The sequence below is a fragment of the Pseudoalteromonas sp. SG43-1 genome (assembly GCF_014164415.1).
Lineage (GTDB): Bacteria > Pseudomonadota > Gammaproteobacteria > Enterobacterales > Alteromonadaceae > Pseudoalteromonas > Pseudoalteromonas distincta.
Window position 1 is genome coordinate 1 of record NZ_JACJFD010000043.1, and the last position, 19,251, is coordinate 19,251.

The following is a 19,251-nucleotide window of genomic DNA, read 5'->3' on the forward strand; positions in this document are numbered from 1 at the left end:
ATCTTTGATCAATTTAACGAATTAAATTGCACTATAACGTCGTTAAAAATTTTTTATTTAGAACAACTAGATACAAAAATTTTTGCCTAGTTCTAGCGTAATTTTCTTAACGTTAAATAGACCCCGTATATAAGCAGGTTGGTATTATTATCGAGATAGTATTAAACCAATACCGTTACTTCTTAACCTTACCCTTAAGAACATAAATTTCACCATCGAAACTGCCTTGTATCGTCAGTCCTTGGCTTGCCAACTCTTGCAAATATTCAACATGATCATCAGTGATATGCTGGCCTGGGACTAAAAGCGGAATGCCCGGTGGGTATGGAGTAACTAAACCTGCACAAATGCGGTTGTTACTTTTGCTAATAGGCACAGATTCGCGGTCGCCATAAAAAGCATCGCTTGGAATACACGCCAAGTCTATGGCTGGTAAATTTTCAGGTAAGCGAGCTCTACGCGTCGATTTCGATAGTTTTACTTTACCGCTGTCTAGCTTTTTCAATGCATTGTACAAACGAATTATTTTTGAGCGTGTGCCGCCAAGCGTCAGTAAAACCAAAATGGTGCTGTGTGTGTATTTTTCTATCTCTAGCCCAATTTCATCCAGTAGATATTTATGAATATCTTTTAATGAGTAAGGTAGCTCACTAATATCAATAAGGATCTTTAATGGGTCGTGGCCCATATTATCACCACTAAAATGCGGGAATATTTCCATAAAGTCTTGCTTAGCTAATACTTTAATTTGCTTAAGCGAGGCCATCTGTTGTTTAAACTCCTCAACATGATTTAGCAGCGCATTGAGCAGCTTATAGCCTTCCATCTCTAATTGCTTTTGGCACACGTCAAGCGATGCAATAAGCTGATATTTAGGCGATGTACTAGCGTAGATACTATAAATCTCTCGAAAGAAATCGGCATCAAAATCGGGGTCGTTAATATGAATATAAGACGCTTGAGAAAACGCCGATACTACTTTATGCGCCGAATGCGTAATGTAGTCAGCCCCTGCATGTATCGCAGAATAATGACGAAAGCTAGGATGAAACAAAGAGTATGCAAACCAGGCTTCATCTATAAATACCTTAATACCATATTGATGAGCATAATCTACGACTTGTTTTAGGTCGCTAAGTAAGCCATCGTAAGTACAACCGGTAAGCACTAGTAATTTAGCATCAGTATTGTTTTCAATTGCTAACTTGATGTCGGCCAACGATGGTGGCGCGAAAATGCCATATTTTGGGTTTAAGATACTCGCCAAGTAAATGGGGTAACTAGCTGATTGCAAGATGCCATAGTGTACTGATTTATGGCAATTACGGTCGACAATTACTTTATCTCCCTTACGCAGGAGCGTCTGCAAGATGATTTTATTTGAGGTAGATGAACCATTTGTAACAAAGTAGGTGTGCTTAACTTCAAACGTCGCCGCGGCTGATTCTTGGGCGCGACCAATAGTATTAGTGCTGTCTGATAATGAACCTAGCGAGTCTACCGAAACCGACAGGTCGCCAACAAATACATTGCGGCCGTAAAACTGATAAAAATCTTTGATGTAAGGTGAGTTTCTAAAGCTAGAACCCCCACTATGACCCGGTGTATGCCAAGAGTCGTTTGCTTCACCAACGTAACGACGATACGCCGTCCAAAATGGCGTTTCAGAGCGGTCGTCAAAATCGTTGATCATATAGCCTAAAATAGCTTCTGGGTCAGAAATCACTTCATCTTTAAAAAAGAATGATTCGATTTCTTCTGATTCGTTAACGATTTCCAGCCCTTTAGTGTCGTCGCCAATAACATAAACCGGTAACTCAAGACGAATTGCCTTTAAATCCTCGATAAAGCGGCTATACATCCGCTCACCCACTTTGTTGTGCATATCCCAGCTTAGAACCACGGCTTGAATATCACCATCTTCCTCTACACATTCCAGCGCGTGTTTAAGCTCTAGGCATTCAATAATATCGATATGAATATCGTCTCGCTCAAAGTTAGGAATGGTCTTTGATAGGTTCGTTGAAAGCCCTTGTAAAGTGGCTGGGTCTTGCTCAATTATCAAGATACGAAGTAGAGGTAGCATAGAGGGTTTCGCAATATAATTTTATAATGCTCACTAGCATAACCAAAGGAGTGTAACTTGTGAAATTAATACTTTGATAATGTTCTAATAATTATTCTATTTCATTGGCTACTACAAATAAGAGGCGCAATGAAATTCATGTGTTTTCTGTTTGCATCGTAAGCATAAAGATTTTGATCATTATCAACGACAATATACTTCCCTTTAAGTTTTATACCACTGCAGTATAAAAATCATACTTATTTGATGGGCAGTTTTGTGCCATTGTAGGTCGAATAAGCGAAGCGCCATCCGACACAGTAAAATACCTTACCAATTATTATCAGCATTTTATGTTGTCGAGTGGCTGGAGAGTGCCATAAGCCGACCTTGAGACACATAAAGATTAAGACTGCAAAGATACGAAAGCGGAAGTTAGCTTTGGCCTGTTTAACGACAAATATTCCGACAAAGCAGTCATGACTATTAGTTTATTGTTAAATCTAATCTTTCTTTTCGTTCATCTACTCAATAACCCCACGCTAAACGTGACTTTAGCGTGGGGTTAGAGTTCACAGTCATTTTATCTGGATAGCTCTTTTATTTTTTTCTCTGAAAACCAGCGATATAAAACAGGTAAAACAAATAATGTTAACAGTGTTGCAGTTACCAAGCCGCCAACAATAACACTCGCTAAGGGGCGCTGTATTTCTGCACCAACACCATTAGACATTAACATCGGTATCAAACCTAAAGCTGATGTTATAGCAGTCATAAGTACAGGTCTTAATCTTGAAGTAGCGCCTTCAAAAACGGCTTTAGATGCTTCTAGACCGTCTTTAATACGTTGGTTGATACTTTCTACCATAACGACCCCATTCAATACCGCTACACCAAATAAGGTAATAAAGCCAACGGAGCTTGGTACAGACAAGTATTGTCCAGATAAATATAAGGAGAAAACTCCGCCAATTACAGCAAGCGGCACGTTGACCAATATCAGCATAGCTTGACCAACAGAACCAAAGGCAAAGTAAAGTAGTAGTGCGATTAGTGCTAACGATAAAGGTACAACTATAGCTAACCTATTTTGAGCACGTTTTTGACTTTCGAACTGGCCGCCAATCGAAACAGAATAACCTGAAGGTAAGTCAACCTTTTCAGCAATTACCGTTCTGATATCGGCAACCACGCTTCCCATATCTCGATTTTGTACATTTGCTTGGATAACGACTCTTCGTTGTACATCATCGCGTCTAACTTGTGGTGGGCCTGACTCAAATGAGACTGAGGCTACGTCACCCAGTCGCACCCAAGCACCAGTAGGTGATTGAAGCCGAATATCAGCAATAGCTTCTTTGTTACTTCGGTACTCTTCCTCTATGCGAACGTAAATATCATAACGTTCATTACCATTGATTATTTGTCCGGCTTCAACACCACCAATACCATCACGCACAACCTCCATTATGTCACTCACAGACAATCCAAAGCGCGATAGTTCTTGCCTGTTAGGACTTATCACCAATTGCGCTTCACCAGCAATTTGCTCCAATGCAACATCCCTTGCACCTTCAATGTTTTTAATTGCTGTTTCTATTTCTTGACCTTTAGCCGCCAGTACCTCAAGTTCAGGCCCAAACAACTTTATCGCCAACTGAGCCTTAACACCAGATAGTAGCTCATCGACACGAGTCGCAATAGGTTGAGAAAAGTTGAGTAGCAACCCAGGGAATTCTTCTAAAGATCTCTCCATTTTTCCTTGAAGTTCATATCGATTAGATGCACTGGTCCACTCAGAAACAGGCTTCAACCCTATGTAAATTTCGATGTTATTCACAGGCTCTGGGTCTCCACCTATTTCTGCTCGACCAATTCGGCTTAATGCATAGGTTACTTCAGGGAAAGCCATTAGTTTTTCTTCTAGAATTGGTGCCACAGTGAGCGCGGTATCTAAACTGGAAGAAGGTGCAAGCGTTGCTCTTAAGTTTATCGTCCCTTCTTCTAACTCAGGTACAAATTCAGTACCAATTAATGGAACTAATGCAAAGGCAGAGAAAACTAATATAAGTGCGGCTGAAATGACTAATTTGGTGCGTTTTAGTGCGAATGTAAGCCCTTTTCTGTAGAGTTTGTCTAATGGCCTAAGAACAAAGCTTTCCCTCTCTTTTACACCTGACTTAAATAAATAAGTAGCTAAAGCGGGTACAACAAACAACGCAACCACAATAGCAGATATAACAGCTAAAATGATGCTTATTGCCATAGGTTGAAATAACTTTGCCTCAACACCTTCAAAGCTAAATAAAGGCGTAAATACGACTAAAATAATAGAAGCTGCAAAAAATACGGGACGAGCCACTTCTTTACCCGCATTTTGAAGACGTAACTTAATACCATGCTCATCTTGTTCTACATCATGTGGATCAGTATCAGCACTAGGCACTCTTTCTTTTACAGTTTTTAAATGGGTAGAGTCTGGTCTATTTAAATGCTTAAACATGTTTTCAACCATCACGACTGAACCATCAACTAGCATACCAATGGCTACGGCAATGCCACCCAATGACATAAGGTTTGCAGAAATGCCCCACCAAGCCATGATCATTAACGCGATACCAATTGAAATTGGAATAGATATTAGGACAAGGAAGGTTGCACGTATATTCATTAAAAATAGTGCTAATACAATACAGATGAAAATAAATGCTAGTAATAGTGCATCAACTACTGTATCAACGGCTTTTTCAATCAAATCAGCCTGATCATAAAATGGTTCAAAGCGAACACCTTTAGGCAATGCTTGATTAATTAATGGGATTCTTGCATTGATACCATCAATGGTGGCTTTAGTATTAGACCCCATGCGTTTTAAGACAATGCCAGAGACAACTTCACCTAAATTTTCGACTTTACCGTCTTCGGTTTTGCGCGTCATTGTGACAGCACCTTGACGAATTTCACTGCCCATTTCAACTTTAGCAATATCCGAAACCGTCACAACTGTCCCATCAACTGTTTTGACGGGAACTTGTTTGATATTACTAATACCAGCGTCACCACTTTCAAACCAACCTGCACCTCTAATAACAAGCTGCTCTTGCCCACGGTTCATATACCATCCGCCAACATTGGCATTGTTGTTATCTAGGGCACCAACAACGTCTTCTTGCGTTAGGTTATAAGAAAGAAGCTTAGATGGATCTACATTTACTTGGTACTGCCTAACAATACCTCCAAAGGAGAGTACATCAGTAACACCATCGACAGGCATAACGAGTAATTTTACTACCCAATCATTGAGACTCCTGAGTGCCATAGCATCATAGCCTGCATCTTTATCTGAAATAAGAAGGTACTGAAATACTTGGCCTAGCCCTGAGGTGTTTGGCCCCATTTCGGGTGTGCCGACACCTTCTGGTATCAGTTCTTTTGCGGCTTGAAGACGCTCAAATACAAGTTGTCTTGCAAAGTAAATGTCGGTGCCTTCTTTGAAAACAACCGTGACGCCAGACAAGCCTGTTTTAGAAATTGAGCGCACTTGTTCTACATCAGGTAAGGCATACATGACCGCTTCAATGGGGTACGTAATGAGTTGTTCAACTTCTTCAGCAGCTAGTCCTGGCGCTTCAGTATTTACAGCAACTTGAACATTAGTAACATCAGGAAAGGCATCTAAATTTAGTTTTGGTATAACCATAATTGCGCCGACAATTGTGGCAAACAGCGCAATCAAAATCAGGAGTCTATTATTAACAGACCAATCTATTATTTTATTAAACATAGTCTTGCTCCTTAGTGGTTATGCGGATCAAATCCGCCTTTAGCGATTTCAGAAGCAACAAAAAATGCGCCTTTGGTTACAATTCGCGTCCCACTATCAAGGCCAATGATTTCCCTAAAATCACCTAAGGCTCGGCCTAGTTCTACTTCTACAGCTTTAAATTCTCCAGGGTGGTCTTCGACAAATACGGTCCAATCACCATCTGCGCTGCGGATCAATGCTTCTTCTGGCACAGCCATCACTTTCTGCTTTGTGGCAAACTGAAAGTAAACTTTTACAAACATACCTGAATGAAGGTTATCATCAGCATTCTGTACCCCCAATCTAATAATTCTTGTACGAGTTACGGGATCAATTGTATGGGCTTCTTGGATAACTTTGGCATTGTAACTCTGGCCTTCTAATTTAAGTACCGCAGGAGAATCAATTGATAAATTTAGCTTTTTATTTGGAGAAACTTTTGCTTCAACCCATAGTTGTTTTTCATCAGCTAACAACATGACTGAATCCCCAGCATCAACACGTTGCCCTTGGATAAAGTCGTCTTGAAGCACGACACCTTCACGGTGCGCCGTTAATGCATATTGCCCAAATGCTTTAATGTCTTTGTTAGAAATACCATTTATTGCTTTTTCAGTTAACCCTAAAGCAATGAGCTTGCCATAGCTCGCATTGTATGTTGTTTCAGCTTGTAATAATCGACTTTCACTCACCGTCTTATTACCCAGCTTTTTTACACGTTGCCATTCGGTTGAAGCGATTAAATAGTCAGCTTGTGCTTGTGCCATTGCTTCACTAAATAATGTAACTAACTTCTGACCTATTTCTACATACTCGCCAAGCGCTGCATGGCGACTGATAATGACTGACTCTGTACGTGGTGATACCACATAACTTTTATAGCCATTAGCTTTTATTTCGCCAGGTGCATATACGGAGCTAAATTGATATTCAGGCTTAACACTTTCCACTTTAATTTTAGCAAGCGACATCTTCTTTGGATCAATAGTGATACCTTCTTCATGTTCTTCTTCTCCCTCTTTATTACCACCTTCATGGCCGTGCTCGTCATGGTCACCTTTATCTTCTTCATGTCCCTTTTCGTGTTCATGCTCATCTTGATGTTCTTTTTCTTCTTGTTTCGAAACGTTTGTGACAGAACCAGTTCCATCTGACGACTGTGCAAAAGCATCATGATTTGTAGTAAACCCAACTAACAGGCTGCTAATTACTACGGCTAAAAATTTTTTACTAATTACTGTATTCATTTTTGTAACCTATATTTTTAATAAATTTAAGATTTCGTTTTTCGCTACTGAAAAAACAAAGCGCTCAAATCTCAAATTTGGATAACTGACCCATACTTAAAATGAAGGATATTTCTGCAAGCTTGAATTGATTTTCCAAACGTATTCCTGCATGAAGCCCTTCCGCACGTTGATTTAATGCAAGTAAGTAGTCAGAAGTATTAATATCACCAGCTTGCCAGCGCTTATTTAATAAGTTTTCGCTGCTATCTAATCTGCCTTTTGTCAGTTTTTGCCATTGCTCATAATATTTTCTACTGACATTAAGCGATTCATAATTAGCTTTTGCTTCAAAAGACTGCTTTCGATATACCGACTGAAAATTCGCCTCGGCTGCAATGGCTTCTGAATAAGCGGCTTTAACATTATCTGTATAGTTATTTCTGATGTTTAAAGGCATTGAAAAAGTCACACCAACCAAGTCTTCATCTCCACTTTTCCCTGCGCTAACGCCAATGGTTGGATTAGCTTTAGATTCCATAGTGGTTAGTTGAGCTTTAGATTGTTGTCCCTTCCATTTCGCTCTAGCAAGTTTAACTTTTGGATGTTCCTCAACCCACTGGGAGTTAAATGAGTAGCTTGTTGCTCCAAAAGTAAATGAAAACAAATTGGTAGTATTAGGCGTCCAATCAGGCAATAACTCCTGAACCTTTACCTCTGCATTTTTCAAAGCAATTTGAGACTCAGATATTTCACTAAAAATTTGCGACAAGTTTAAATAGACTAGCTCAGCGTCAAGTGGCTCTAGAAGTCCAGCTTTTCGTTTGTCTTCAACAATTCCAACGAGCGTTTGCAATTGCTCTTCTCTTTCTGAAAGTAACTGAGCAGCTTTTTTTGCTGCTTGCCAATTAACTAATGCAGTTAAGGCATTAGCCTTTTTAGAATCGAGTAGAGATAACAATTGTTGCTGGTTTGCATAAACATCAATTTCACCAATGGTTTTATTTGTTGATTGCTTATCCCAAAAATCTATCGTTTGACTGATACCAATAGAGTAATTATCAAAATCACCTTCTTTTTCATAGCTTGCTTCAAGCTCTGGGTTATATACGGCTTGAGTTAAGCTTTTGGCTCTATGATTACTTGCATTAAGTAACTCTTTAGCCGCAACAACTTCGGGATCTTTATTTATTTGACTATCTAGCCATGAAATACTTTTCTGTTTGCCATAAGTGGCAACTGAAAAACTCACAGCCATGCATAAAGACAGGGTTAAACCTGTATTTTTTAAAAATATATACATAAAACTTCTTAATTTTTTAATTTATAAACACGAACCCTTTATCCTTCTCATGGACAAATAGGTCATTAAAAATCAATCTAATTAAGAAATGGGTGGGCGAAGTATCGCTTCAAGGTAAGTATTTGTTTGATCAATTTGATAAGGCGTTTTATTGATAATGTTTAGTTTGCCCGTGGTATTTGAATTACTGACTAAAATCCAAGATAAGTGGCTGCCACTGCAATGACCGCAGTGATGACAATCTTTTTCATTATGCTGCTCATCACCTACATTATCATTTGAGACATTTCGATCATCTGCATGATCATGTTGAGTTTGAAGGTGCTCTATATCTATTTGGTGATTCTCAGATGTTGAGGATGCTACAGCAGTTAACGATTGTAAAACAATCGAAATAACCAAGAGCATTTTTAGTACAACATTAAGGTTCAAAGTTATCACCAGTTAAATATAGTATTTAAAATACTAGCAGAAACTATTTTCTTAAACTAGCTTTTCAATTCAGTTTCCACGCTTTTACATTAAATAATTTTTTATTTGACTCTATAGCCACTATAGATTTTATACTTATTTTAATATTATTACGGAGTGTTAAATATGTCAGAAAAATGTAGTGGTCAGTGTCAATCATCTTCTACCAATGAAGATGTAAAAATTGATACACAATTAGATAACTATAGTGGCGCGTTTGTCAGTACATTTAAAGTACCTCAAATGGACTGTCCTTCAGAAGAGAGATTGATTAGGTTAGCACTTGACTCAATTGAGCCTTCAGTTGGGTTGCAATTTGATATTCCTAGCCGTTTAGTCAAGGTTTTTCATGATGAAAATTTAGATGAGATAACAAAAAAATTACAACAACTCAATCTCGGTGCAGAGTTGGCATCAACTAAAGAAAGTTGCAGCACCGAAGCTGCAAAAGCAAAAGATCTAGCCCAAAAAAATGAGATGAAAGAAGCATCAACGCTAAAATGGTTGTTAGCCATTAATGGAGTCATGTTTTTTATAGAAGTAATTGCTGGGATTATTGCGCAATCTGCTGGCCTTATTGCCGACTCATTAGATATGTTTGCTGATGCTGCTGTTTATGGTTTAGCTATATATGCTGTCGGTAAAAGCATAAGCATGAAACTTAGAGCGGCACATATATCTGGTGTACTTCAAATTATTCTAGCGCTAGGTGCTTTGAGTGAAGTCGTAAGACGCTTTATTTACGGTAGTGAACCTATCTCTTCTTTAATGATGATATTTGGTGGAATAGCACTAATCGCTAACATTGCTTGTCTGTTTTTAATATTTGGCAACAAAGAAGACGGCGCTCATATGAAAGCGAGTTGGATTTTTTCCGCAAATGACGTAATCGCAAACGTAGGTGTAATCTTAGCTGGCTTATTAGTTACAGTAACTAGCAGCCGTTATCCAGATTTAGTGATTGGTTTGATTATTGCTGTTGTCGTTTTAAACGGTGCTCGCCGCATCTTACAGCTAAAGTCTTAAGTAGAAAGTAGTTAAAAGAATGCACCCGTCATATTTTAAACCATATATATCATACGTGATAATGATTTTAATCGCGGTGCAGTCTGTGTTTTTTTCGCAAGAAGAGATTGAAGGAAACTTAATTGAAAGTTCTTTTAATATATCACTAACTGAGTCTATTACCCCGCTAAAAGCTCCTGAAAGCTCTAATTTATTTGAGGAGGGTAATAGCCAAACTTTAATTGATAATTGTAATTTTTGTTGCTGCTGTCAGTTATTTTTAAATACAGATTCTTCTTGTAATATTTTACAAGCAATAGAATATTTCCCTACCTACGCCTTAGTTTCCCCTGAGCTAAAAGGCTATATCTCGGTGCCATTCCGCCCACCTAAATACGCCTAAATTTTATAGAAAATTAAGAAAGGTCAAATGTTAATGACCTAAATATCACATATAAATTTATAGGAAAGTATACATGGCACTTAATACCTGTGTGCATCGCAAGATAGCAATTTTAAGGTGTGTAACACCTCGGCTTAAATATATCGCGTTTCTCGCTTTGTCACTTTTTACATTTAATGTTTATGCCTTTGAGAAGCAGTTAAACCTTCAAGAGGCAATTCAGTGGACGCTTAAACAAAATCCAGAACTTAAAATATTTGATTTCAAGCAAACGGCATTAATTGGACGAGAACAAATCGCAAGTTTAAATCCTGCTTATGAACTAGAGCTTGAAGCTGAGAACTTTGCAGGCTCAGGTGAATTTAATACATTCGACAGTGCTGAATTAACAGTCGCTCTATCTTCGGTTATCGAAATGGGAGATAAACGCTCAGCGCGGATTGGAATTGTTTCAAAATCAAGAACACTACTCACTGCTGAAAAAGAAGTCTCTGCGCTTAATTTAATGGCTCAAGTCACTGAGAAGTACGTGGAAGTACTTGCAGCCCAACAAAGAGTTATATTGGCAGAAAATGCTTTGAGCTTAGCACAAGAAACCTTAGAGATTGTATCTCAGCGTAACCGCGCAGGTGCTACTCCTGAGGCTGAAGTGAAACGCTCAAAAGCAGTTATTGCTCAGGCTAACCTCACCCTTCAATCTGAACAAAAGCGCTTGGAATATCTAAAGCTTTCTTTATCAGCTTACTGGGGAGAAACATCAGTGTCATTCTCTAGAGTAACTGGAGATCTGTTTCAGTTTGGCAATGATAGTGATTTTAGTAGTCTCTTTGCGAAATTAGAGAAAAACCCTGCTATTCAAGTTTATGCAAGTGAGCAGCGACTAAAAGAGGCCGAGTTACAGTTGGCTAAAACAGAGTCAACGGCCAATATCAAATGGTCTGTTGGTGTTAGGCGCTCTCAAGAAGCCAATGATACGGCACTGGTCGCTGGCTTTAGCTTACCTTTGTTTGCTGAAAAGCGAAATTCTGGCGCAATCGCTAGTGCGCTAGCAGAGCGTGACCAAGTTGCCATAGAGAAAGAGGCGACTAAGTTAAGATTTAGAAATCACTTACTACGAGCATACTCCAATAGAAAACAAGCCATATTAACAGCTAATTCATTAAAGCAGTCGGTTATCCCAATGCTTGAAGATGCACTGGAAGATACTCAAGACGCCTATCAAAAAGGTCGATATGGATATCTTGATTATGTATCGGCTAGACAAGAGCTGTTAAATGCTCGGCGAACCCTTATTGACGCGGCATCTGCTGCCCTAATTTATGGCGCAGAGATAGAAAAACTAACAAACGAAGCGCTGTCACTCTAAATAAACATCACTTTAAGTTTAATAACAATTTATTGATTCAGTGATTAACTGAATCGTTTAGGAATTCAAAATGAAAAACTATTTACTCGCACTATTGATTTTTATTGGGTATCTATCACCCATTCAAAGTGTTTTCGCTAGTGAAGATGAACATGAAGGCGAAGAAGGCATAAGCAAAATCGACAATAACATGGCAAAAAAGGTTGGTGTTGAAACAGCCTATTTAGCTTCAAAAACGTTGAACCAAACTATCCCTGTATACGGCTCTACGACGATAGGCGCTGAACAATTATTTCAAGTTAGCGCTAGATATAACGGCGTTATAAAGACAATAAACTTCACTGTTGGTGATACGGTAAAAAAAGGCGATCTATTAGCCGTTATTGAATCTAATGAGAGCTTAAATACTTATAAAATAACATCGCCTGTTTCTGGGACTGTTTTACAGCGAAATGGAAATATTGGCGGTATCACGCAAAACACTAGCTTGTTTGAAATCGTCAAATTTGACACCTTGTGGGCTGAATTTAAGGTGTTTACCAGCCAATATAATCAAATCAAAGTCGGTCAGCATGTTGATATTGAGCAAGGTGAACACGCATTCAGTTCAGTCATCACTAATATTATTCCAGCTAAAGATCAGCCTTATGTTTTAGCACGGGTACGATTAAACAACACTGAGTTAAAGCTAACGTCAGGTCAATTATTAAAAGGCAACGTAAAGATAAACCAATTTGAGGTGGATTTAGCGGTCGAGAAAGTTGCCATACAAGAGCTAGGTGGACAATTAGGTGTCTTTGTAAAAGAAAATGAAGAGTACGAGTTTGCACCACTTGTCCTTGGTCGTTCAGACAAAAACTATATCGAGGTCATTGATGGCCTCAGTAAAGACGCTGAATATGTAAACAAAAACAGTTATCTGATTAAAGCAGATATCTTGAAATCTGAAGTAGAAGACGACGACTAGGAGACGCAATATGATTGAATCAATTTTGCGTCTTGCAATAAATAGGCGCTATTTAGTATTAAGCTTGCTGATGGTAATCATCGGCGTTGGTATGTGGAGTTATCAAAAACTTCCCATTGATGCTGTTCCAGATATAACAAACGTACAGGTACAAATAAATACCTCTGCCCCCGGTTATTCACCTTTAGAAGCGGAGCAAAGGGTAACTTTTCCAGTAGAAAACGCATTAGCTGGACTACCAAAGCTGTCTCACACCCGCTCTCTTTCAAGATATGGTTTATCCCAGGTGACCGTTATCTTTGAAGAGGGAACCGATATTTATTTCGCACGCAACTTAATCAATGCAAGATTAGCTGCGATAAAAGGCGTTATTCCCTCTGGCTTAGAGCCAGAGATGGGTCCTATTTCCACAGGGCTTGGTGAAATATTTATGTATACCGTACAAGCTTCTCCTGACGCTAAAATGCCTAATGGAGAGCCTTATACCGCTATTGCCTTAAGAGAAATACAAGACTGGATCATTAAACCGCAATTGGCTCAAGTTAAAGGCGTCATTGAGGTCAACAGCATCGGCGGCTATAACAAGCAGTATCATATAACGCCGAAACCCGAAAAATTACTTTTTCATCAGGTAAGCTTTGAAGACGTTTCTGATGCATTACGTAAAAATAATGATAACCGTGGCGCGGGTTATATTGAGCAAAACGGACAACAAGTGTTAGTGCGCTCCATCGGGCAACTTGCGACAATGGATGAAATCCTCAATGTCATCATCAAAAAGAACGATGGTATTCCTGTAAAAATAAGTGATGTTGCCAATGTTGCTATAGGCAAAGAACTTAGAACAGGGGCTGCTACTCGTAATGGCATTGAGACAGTGCTTGGTACAACCATGATGCTGATTGGTGAGAATTCTCGCACCGTTGCTTTAGAAGTGGAACATAAGCTCAGCGAAATACAAAAATCTCTGCCAAAGGGCATTACCGCAGAGCCTGTTTACGACAGAACAACGTTAGTAGATAAAGCGATTGCAACCGTTACCAAAAACCTCGTTGAAGGTGCGCTTTTAGTTATTGTTGTGTTATTTATTCTACTTGGAAATTTACGTGCAGCTCTCATTACCGCTGCTGTTATCCCTATTTCCATGTTAATGACAATCACAGGTATGGTGCAAGCAGGAGTATCTGCCAATTTAATGAGTCTCGGCGCATTGGACTTTGGCTTGATAGTGGACGGGGCTGTAATCATCGTTGAAAACTCTGTCCGTAGGTTAGCACAGGCCCAACACAACGGTCATAGGCAAGACTTAAGAGAACGCCTAAATACCGTTTTTGAAGCCACTTCAGAAGTGATACGTCCAAGCTTGTTTGGTGTGGCAATTATCACTGTTGTTTACATCCCCATTTTCACGCTAACTGGCGTTGAAGGGAAAATGTTCCACCCTATGGCGGCAACTGTCGTTATGGCGTTAATTTCCGCAATGATCCTTTCAGTTACACTGGTTCCTGCTGCTGTAGCTGTGTTTATGAAAGGTAAAATCAGCGAAAAAGAAAGTGTAGTTATTCGTTCAACCAAGTCTATTTATGAACCATTGTTAAAAATGGCGATGAAATTTCGTTGGATTATTGTTTCATTCTCAACGCTGTTAATGGGGTATAGCCTTTGGTTAGCAACTACGCTTGGGACAGAATTTGTTCCTCAATTAAATGAAGGTGATATTGCACTACAGGCATTAAGAATTCCATCGACTGGCCTAGAGCAATCAGTAGAAATGCAAGAAGTACTTGAGCAACGTATTAAAGCGTTTCCTGAAGTTGATAAAGTATTCTCGCGCATTGGCACACCAGAAGTAGCAACCGACCCAATGCCACCGAGTATTGCTGATATCTTTGTTATTTTAAAACCACGTAAAGAATGGGCCGAACCTTCAAAACCAAAAAGTGAATTAGTTGAAGAAATGGAAAAAGTACTGAAAAACATTCCAGGCAACAACTATGAATTCACTCAGCCTATTCAAATGCGTTTCAATGAATTGATTTGGCGTTAGAGCTGATGTCGGCATCAAAATATTTGGTGATGATTTGGATCGGTTATTACTTACCGCAAAAGATATTCTAAATATTGTGAAAACCGTGGATGGTGCCGCTGATGCTCGAATGGAACAGGTCACAGGTGTTCCATCTTTATCAGTAATTCCTAAACGAGAAGCGCTTGGTAGGTATGGATTGAACGTTACCGAATTGCAAGACTGGGTTGCCACTGCGATTGGCGGTGAATCTGCGGGGATCATTTATGAAGGTGACAGACGGTTTGAGTTAGTTGTTCGCCTACCAGAGCAAATAAGAACGGATATCGATAGCTTGAAGCATCTGCCGCTTCCACTTGAGAATGGTAACTATGTGCCAATTGAAGAAGTTGCAGAGCTTAAATCAGAGTCTTTACCCGCGCAGATTAGCCGAGAGAACGGAAAAAGAAGAGTTGTGGTTACCGTCAATGTTCGTGGTAGAGATTTAGGCGGTTTTGTAAAAGAAGTTAAAGCTAAAATTAATCAGGAAGGAGAAATTCCAGCAGGATACTGGCTTGATTATGGTGGAACGTTTGAACAACTAGAATCAGCAAGTAAGCGATTAAGCCTAGTTGTACCGATAACATTGGTTGTTATCCTAGGTATTTTGATTATAGCATTTGGTTCATTAAAAGATGCATTAATCATTTTCAGTGGCGTGCCTTTAGCATTAACAGGGGGCGTATTTTCACTTTATTTAAGAGACATGCCCTTATCAATTTCGGCAGGTGTCGGCTTCATTGCATTGTCAGGTGTCGCAGTATTAAATGGCTTGGTTATGTTGGCTTTTATTCGAGATCTTTGGCATGAAAAAGGCGACCTATACGTAGCGATCATTGAAGGTGCCATCATTCGTTTAAGACCTATTTTAATGACGGCACTGGTCGCAAGTTTAGGTTTTATTCCAATGGCGTTAAACACTGGAATTGGTGCAGAAGTACAACGACCACTAGCAACAGTTGTTATCGGCGGTATTGTATCTTCTACCATTTTAACTTTGTTTGTATTGCCTATTTTATATCAATGGGCGCATGGCGCTGAGAGTAACAAACAGCAATCCGACGAAATCTAAAAGCAAAAAAGCAGCTTAATTACTAAGTTATGCCTAATTAAGCTGCTTTTTATATTGTATGCTCCAAAATTTTATTGATAAAACTTACTCTGCTTCATCCCTACAATTTTCATTTAAAAACTCAAACTCTATCGTCGTATGCGATAAATGATAGGAAGATAATTTAGCTGCAACCTCTTGTTTAAGCTTAATTAATTCTTTAACGTCAAAGTTGTCACTCAGCTCAAGGTGCGCTGTTAAAACGTGACTTTCACCATCCAGTGACCAAAAATGCATATGGTGTATACCATTTACTTCAGGAAATTCAATTAATGACTGCTTAATACGCTCTTGGGTCTCTTTATCGGGTGCAGCTTGAAGAAAAAGCACCAATGTTGATTTAAGATTTTTGAAAACGTTAAATAAGATAAACAGCGTAAACCCTATTGATAATAGAGGATCTAATATCGGCAGTTCAACGAACAACAATACAATAGAGACTATAAGAACGGCAACCCAACCGAGTACATCTTCAAGTAGGTGCCATGTCAGCACTTTTTCATTTAGTGTTTCACCCGCTTTTAATTTGAATACCGCATAACCATTTACGGCAACACCGAGTATGGCTAGCCCTAACATCCCCTCAACTACAGGCATTTCAGGATTGGACAGCTTAGGTATTGCTTCAAATAAAACCCAAATAGAGCCGATAATCAAAACAATACTATTTACCAATGCACCAAAAAGTGTAAGTCGGCGATAACCATAGCTGAATTTGTCTGATGCTTCTTTATCTGAAAAACGACTTAAAATCCACGCAAAACCTATTGAAAGACTATCACCAAGATCGTGAACGGCATCCGCCATTATCGCCGTACTGTTTGTGAGCCAACCACCTATAAATTCGATAATGGTAAATATCACATTAAGGAAAAATGCCCAACCAATCCGGTCGTCTTTACCATGCTGATGACTGTGACTATGGTTGTGCATTTTGTACCTCCAGTACTTTTTTATTTCTTATTTTTGATACATTCATATTAATCAAATGTCGGATCACTCGTTGATACAACCAACGTTTTACACCTGATAGATTAGTACCTTTTTCGAGATAGAACTTATCTGGTGAATCATAAAGCCCAAAGTCGTCATGAATACCTTCTTTTTGAATATAGGTATCCTCTCCACGCCAATCCGTACCGGGTGAAGATAAGCACTTTGTTGCAACACCATAACCACAAAACTCATCTTTTGCTTGGCTAAATTTCTGCTGTAGTGAGCTTAAGTATTGCTCATCCAATATAAAGCCCTCTAAGTTTATCCAACGCCCTTCAAAGTAAACTTCTACCCAACTATGAATGATGTATTTAGGTGCTAACCAAAATACAAGCTTAGGATAGCACCTTTTTATAGTTGCTGATCAATGGTAAAACCTTGGAAACGACACTGGATACCTAGTCCACGCAATAGTGCCATTAACAGATTACCCTTAGTATTACATTGTCCATAACCATCTGCTAGCACATCGCTTGCTGAAATATCATCACTCTTGTTATAGCCAAACATTATTTCATCTTTTACAAACTGATAAGCGGCACCAATTTTGTTGAAATTATCCAAATTTTTCCACCCTCGTTGATCGATCAGGGATTGGATATCTTTGTGTTCAAAATTAACGATATTCGTATTGTTTAAATATTTCTCAGTCATTTTTATATATCCCTTTCGTTGCATACCTATACTATAGATCCTATAGTAACTATAGAGTCAAATGTCTGGGGGAAATTGATGAAAATAGGCGAATTGTCAAAAAAATCGGGCTGTTCAATACAAACGATTAGATATTATGAAAGAGAAGGATTACTGTTAAATCCAAACCGTTCAGAAGGTAATTTCAGGCTGTATGATAGTAAAGCACTTAAACAATTGGAATTCGTAAAGCATTGTCGCAGCCTAGATATATCACTCAATGATATTAAACGTCTTATCGAATTAAAAAATAAGCCAGAAGAAAGCTGCTCTAGCGTTAATGCATTAATTGATCAGCAACTTGCACTAGTGAATAAACGTATGAAAGAATTAAGGGCGCTTAAAGCTGAATTACAACAGATGGCAAGTGCTTGTGGTTCAGACAATACAATTGAAGCGTGCGGCATCATCAAATCATTGGATAGCTAAACTAAATATAACTTTAGATTAGTAGTATTCACAAAGGCAATAATGTAAACCATTGGCAAATTAGCACAATCATTAAATTTAAATGTAGAAACCATTCGTTTTTATGAACGAGAAGGGCTGATTACACAACCTGAAAAACCAATATCTGGTTATAGACAATATGACGAAACAATAGCAGGACAACTTAGGTTTATCACAAAAGCCAAAGCGCTCGGCTTTACGTTAAGAGAAATAAAATCGCTAATGTCTATGGACAGCAACTGCACTCAAGTTGAGCTATTAAGCCGACAAAAGTTAGCAATCATTCGAGACAAAATTAATGACCTTCAACGTTTAGAGAAAGTAATTGTGGATATGACAAATACCTGTATGCAAAACGAAGATCCAACACATTGCCCCATAATTGATTCATTAAAATGATTGACTCCGTACTTATATACGGAGTTTAGAATGATGGTAATATCAACCAATAGACTTTCAAATGATAAATAAAATATTAGACAGAGTAGGCTCTAGTGGCGTTTGGCTAGCGGCACGGCCTGCTTCCCTGCATTAAGGTCACTTGCATCGGCATTAGGACTAGGCTTCTTCTCTCACTTCGAAGGAATAGCTGTAAATACGCTTTTACCTATTTTTGCATCTTTGGAACTATTGGTAAACTTATACAACTGGCACAAAAATAAAAACCATACCAGAGCTGTCTTCAGCATTCTAGGGCCTGTAGCAGTGCTATTAACGCTTTATCCTCTTTGGCTATATGATTGAAGCACATACCTATTTTACTTTGGTATTTGCTTAATGGTCGTTATGTCGGTTTTGGATATCGTAAAACCAGTAAGGGAGCAAACATGCAACGTATGGCTAATTGCCGTCGTTGAAACGATTAACGGTCAATGTCTGCTTTTCGCTCTTTGCCGAAGTTCGCCTAAGTGCCATGAGCGGGCATTAAAGCGTAACTCGTTTCTGCCCCAAAACGTGTTGAGGCGAATGCCTCAAAAGAGCGATCAGCGGACACTGAAAAAGTTAAATTTATTCCTGTGTTTTAAGTAAAAATCTAATTTTGTCCAATAATATTATTAAACGCCGTTTTGGGGCAAAATAACATGCTTAATTTCTAGCTGCTTTAATTACTTGTTTACAAAGGTAATTATTGGTGAAATTGTCATGATACGTAATATAGGCCGTTTTGGTGTGTTATAAACCACCACAATGGTGTTTAATAAGCTGTTGAACTAAGCCGCTACGCGGAGATCCTATTCTGACCATTTGAGCCACACTTACCTTGAGGTTATCCCATATTTGGAGGTAAGTAATGAATACACTCATTGAACAAGTCAAAACTGAAA

13 protein-coding genes and 2 pseudogenes are annotated in these 19,251 nt (G+C 38.8%); 8 read left to right on the forward strand and 7 right to left on the reverse strand.

The genetic code is table 11. The features are described from left to right. Nucleotides 1–175: 175 nt before the first annotated feature. From H5159_RS19875 to H5159_RS19895, 5 genes are all read right to left on the reverse strand, one after another. Nucleotides 176–2,086 (reverse strand): aminotransferase class V-fold PLP-dependent enzyme, encoded by a 1,911-nt coding sequence (locus tag H5159_RS19875; protein ID WP_033021837.1) that lies wholly within the window; start codon nt 2,084–2,086, stop codon nt 176–178. Nucleotides 2,087–2,648: 562 nt separating this feature from the next. Further along, nucleotides 2,649–5,849 (reverse strand): efflux RND transporter permease subunit, encoded by a 3,201-nt coding sequence (locus H5159_RS19880; RefSeq protein ID WP_004588883.1) that lies wholly within the window; start codon nt 5,847–5,849, stop codon nt 2,649–2,651. Nucleotides 5,850–5,860: 11 nt separating this feature from the next. Further along, entirely contained in the window at nt 5,861–7,117 is a 1,257-nt protein-coding gene (locus H5159_RS19885) for an efflux RND transporter periplasmic adaptor subunit (protein ID WP_010388432.1), read from the reverse strand. A gap of 64 nt (nt 7,118–7,181) precedes the next feature. Next, nucleotides 7,182–8,399 (reverse strand): TolC family protein, encoded by a 1,218-nt coding sequence (locus H5159_RS19890; RefSeq protein ID WP_010388430.1) that lies wholly within the window; start codon nt 8,397–8,399, stop codon nt 7,182–7,184. An 81-nt stretch (nt 8,400–8,480) separates the two neighbouring features. Then, nucleotides 8,481–8,831 (reverse strand): hypothetical protein, encoded by a 351-nt coding sequence (locus H5159_RS19895; protein WP_010557528.1) that lies wholly within the window; start codon nt 8,829–8,831, stop codon nt 8,481–8,483. Between the two features lie 165 nt (nt 8,832–8,996). Between H5159_RS19895 and H5159_RS19900 the strand changes: the two genes are divergently transcribed. The 5 genes and pseudogenes from H5159_RS19900 to H5159_RS19920 all read left to right on the forward strand — a co-directional run bounded on the left by H5159_RS19900 (nt 8,997) and on the right by H5159_RS19920 (nt 15,748). After that, the gene (locus H5159_RS19900; protein ID WP_002962256.1) at nt 8,997–9,896 is read left to right on the forward strand and encodes a cation transporter; all 900 of its coding nucleotides are present in this window, start codon (nt 8,997–8,999) and stop codon (nt 9,894–9,896) included. An 85-nt stretch (nt 9,897–9,981) separates the two neighbouring features. Beyond that, nucleotides 9,982–10,278 (forward strand): hypothetical protein, encoded by a 297-nt coding sequence (locus H5159_RS19905; protein ID WP_232007049.1) that lies wholly within the window; start codon nt 9,982–9,984, stop codon nt 10,276–10,278. A 73-nt stretch (nt 10,279–10,351) separates the two neighbouring features. Then, the gene (locus H5159_RS19910; protein ID WP_002962255.1) at nt 10,352–11,644 is read left to right on the forward strand and encodes a TolC family protein; all 1,293 of its coding nucleotides are present in this window, start codon (nt 10,352–10,354) and stop codon (nt 11,642–11,644) included. A 70-nt stretch (nt 11,645–11,714) separates the two neighbouring features. Continuing rightward, nucleotides 11,715–12,611, forward strand: a complete 897-nt coding sequence (locus tag H5159_RS19915; RefSeq protein WP_002962254.1) for an efflux RND transporter periplasmic adaptor subunit — start codon at nt 11,715–11,717, stop codon at nt 12,609–12,611. A 10-nt stretch (nt 12,612–12,621) separates the two neighbouring features. Next, nucleotides 12,622–15,748: pseudogene (locus H5159_RS19920) on the forward strand (efflux RND transporter permease subunit). 84 nt (nt 15,749–15,832) lie between these two features. On the opposite strand, the gene H5159_RS19925 reads toward H5159_RS19920, so the two are convergent. Together H5159_RS19925 and H5159_RS19930 are read right to left on the reverse strand one after the other, a co-directional pair. Further along, complete coding sequence (locus H5159_RS19925) at nt 15,833–16,720, reverse strand: cation diffusion facilitator family transporter (protein WP_002962252.1); 888 nt, start codon at nt 16,718–16,720, stop codon at nt 15,833–15,835. Further along, nucleotides 16,707–17,437: pseudogene (locus H5159_RS19930) on the reverse strand (transglutaminase-like domain-containing protein). Before H5159_RS19930 ends, H5159_RS19925 begins: the two are co-directional and overlap by 14 nt. 78 nt (nt 17,438–17,515) lie before the next feature. On the opposite strand from H5159_RS19930, the gene cadR reads away from it, so the two are divergent. The 3 genes from cadR (at nt 17,516) to H5159_RS21255 (ending at nt 18,670) form a co-directional block, all read left to right on the forward strand. Continuing rightward, a complete protein-coding gene (cadR, locus tag H5159_RS19935; RefSeq protein ID WP_002962247.1) occupies nt 17,516–17,905 on the forward strand; it encodes a Cd(II)/Pb(II)-responsive transcriptional regulator in 390 nt (129 codons plus the stop codon). Nucleotides 17,906–17,956: 51 nt separating this feature from the next. Then, the gene (locus H5159_RS19940; RefSeq protein WP_028834999.1) at nt 17,957–18,325 is read left to right on the forward strand and encodes a MerR family transcriptional regulator; all 369 of its coding nucleotides are present in this window, start codon (nt 17,957–17,959) and stop codon (nt 18,323–18,325) included. A 102-nt stretch (nt 18,326–18,427) separates the two neighbouring features. Further along, entirely contained in the window at nt 18,428–18,670 is a 243-nt protein-coding gene (locus H5159_RS21255) for a MerC family mercury resistance protein (protein ID WP_327077832.1), read from the forward strand. Nucleotides 18,671–19,251 lie beyond the last annotated feature (581 nt).

Bases quoted from the DNA above. Each gene is read 5' to 3' on its own strand.
- H5159_RS19875 (WP_033021837.1), bottom strand. From the start codon at position 2,086: ATGCTACCTCTACTTCGTATCTTGATAATTGAGCAAGACCCAGCCACT.
- H5159_RS19880 (WP_004588883.1), bottom strand. From the start codon at position 5,849: ATGTTTAATAAAATAATAGATTGGTCTGTTAATAATAGACTCCTGATT.
- H5159_RS19885 (WP_010388432.1), bottom strand. From the start codon at position 7,117: ATGAATACAGTAATTAGTAAAAAATTTTTAGCCGTAGTAATTAGCAGC.
- H5159_RS19890 (WP_010388430.1), bottom strand. From the start codon at position 8,399: ATGTATATATTTTTAAAAAATACAGGTTTAACCCTGTCTTTATGCATG.
- H5159_RS19900 (WP_002962256.1), top strand. From the start codon at position 8,997: ATGTCAGAAAAATGTAGTGGTCAGTGTCAATCATCTTCTACCAATGAA.
- H5159_RS19910 (WP_002962255.1), top strand. From the start codon at position 10,352: ATGGCACTTAATACCTGTGTGCATCGCAAGATAGCAATTTTAAGGTGT.
- H5159_RS19915 (WP_002962254.1), top strand. From the start codon at position 11,715: ATGAAAAACTATTTACTCGCACTATTGATTTTTATTGGGTATCTATCA.
- H5159_RS19925 (WP_002962252.1), bottom strand. From the start codon at position 16,720: ATGCACAACCATAGTCACAGTCATCAGCATGGTAAAGACGACCGGATT.
- cadR (WP_002962247.1), top strand. From the start codon at position 17,516: ATGAAAATAGGCGAATTGTCAAAAAAATCGGGCTGTTCAATACAAACG.